The organism is Weissella sp. DD23 (assembly GCF_001579105.1).
Taxonomy (GTDB): Bacteria; Bacillota; Bacilli; order Lactobacillales; family Lactobacillaceae; genus Weissella; species Weissella cibaria.
Window position 1 is genome coordinate 50,581 of record NZ_KQ970390.1, and the last position, 1,886, is coordinate 52,466.

Below are 1,886 nucleotides of genomic sequence, written 5' to 3' on the forward strand. Positions count from 1 at the left end.
ATTGCTATACCTTGGAATTTCAATGACGGCTGCCTTGTCATCAGCACAAGGCTTCTTGCCTCCACAGCCCGCACCAACAGCCGTTGCAACATCATTGGGTGCTAACATCGGTTTGACGTTGATTCTTGGGTTGATTGTATCAATCATTACGGCCGTGGTTGCCGGACCTTTGTTCACGAAGTTGGCGCAAAAGTATGCACCAGACGCATTCCAATTCAAGACAGAAATTAAGGCTGTCGGTGAAGTTAAGGAATATGATTTGGACAAGACGCCATCATTCTTCTTGTCAGTTATCACGTCAGTTTTCCCATTGATCTTTATGATCATTGCGACAGTTTACAAGATGATTTACACAGGTGGTGTGACACCAAAGAACCCAAGCGGTTTTGACAAGGTTATTGAATTCATGGCAACACCAGCTGTGGCCATGACGATTGCTTTGTTGTTTGCCATCTTCTCAATGGGTGTTTGGCAAAAGAAGTCAGCCAAGGAAATTGGTGACTCATTGAATAACGGTATGTCAGCTGTTGCCGGTATCTTGTTGATTGTCGGTGGTGGTGGTGCCTGGCGTGGTGTCTTGGTTACTGGTGGTTTGTCAGATAAGGTTGCTAGTTTGTTCCAAGCTAACGGCCACATGTCAGCTATCACAGTCATTATTTTCGCTTGGGCAGTTGCTGCAGTGTTGCGTATTTCTGTTGGATCAGCAACGGTTGCTGGTATGACGGCGGCTGGTATTGTGTTGTCAATCGTGCAATCACAAAACAACCCAACTTTGGCTGTTTTGGTTGCCTTGGCAATCGGTGCTGGATCATTGATTGCATCACACGTTAACGACGCTGGCTTCTGGATTTTCCAAGAGTTCTTCGACTTGACGATTAAGCAAACTTTCCAAATCTGGACGGTTTTGGAAACGATCATTTCCCTTGTTGGTATGGTTGTCATCCTAATCATGGCCATGATTTTGATTTAATTAGCATTTATTAAACCCATCAGTTCGCTGATGGGTTTTTTGTACGCCAAAATCCTGAAAAATGGCCCTTTTTATTTGTTTTAAATGGGTGATAGTGTCAGACTAATACTTGTAAATTATTAGATATCATTCACTTGCCTGGTTGCATTGATTAGGAAATGAAATTTTACTGATTTTTTTAAAACAGGAGGCTTATCTCGATGTCAGATAAGAAGATTACTGCCGGTTTGGCAGCATTGAAGGTTATGGAAGGTTGGGGTATCGATACGATGTACGGTATTCCTTCTGGTACTTTGAGCGGTTTGATGAACGCAATGAGTAACCCTGAAAACAACATTAAGTTTATTCAAGTAAAGCACGAAGAAGTTGGAAGTATGGCAGCTGCCATGCAATACAAGTTTAGCGGTAAGATGGCGGTTGCTGTCGGATCTGGTGGCCCTGGTGCCACGCACTTGATTAACGGTTTGTATGATGCTGCAATGGATGCAACGCCGGTTTTGGCCATCTTGGGTTCAAAGCCATCACGTGAGTTGGGAATGGATTCATTCCAAGAATTGAACCAAAACCCTATGTACAACAACATTGCGGTTTACAACAAGCGTGTTGCGGTACCTGAGCAATTGCCATACATGATTGATGATGCCATCCGTACAGCGATTTCAAAGAAGGGTGTTGCCGTTCTTGAAGTGCCTGCTGATTTCGGTTTTGCTGAAATTGATGCCGAGATGAACTACGCTAACCCAATTTACTCATCTGGTGACATCTACAAGGAGTACAAGCCTGTTGCACCAGAGGCAGCTGATGTTGACGCAGCCGTTGAAATTTTGAAGAATGCCAAGCGTCCAGTTATCTACGCTGGTTTCGGTACAATCGGTCACGGTGAACTTGTCCAAGAGTTGTCTCGTAAGTTGAAGGC

Annotated in this window: 2 protein-coding genes; both read left to right on the plus strand. The window is 44.1% G+C overall.

Annotated elements, in window-relative coordinates; translation table 11 throughout:
* Positions 1–970 (plus strand): gluconate:H+ symporter (locus tag WEIDD23_RS00230; RefSeq protein WP_242865342.1); only part of this gene is annotated, 970 nt, incomplete at its 5' end.
* Positions 971–1,170: 200 nt separating this feature from the next.
* Positions 1,171–1,886: thiamine pyrophosphate-binding protein (locus tag WEIDD23_RS14120; RefSeq protein ID WP_242865343.1), on the plus strand; the 716-nt coding region annotated here is incomplete at its 3' end.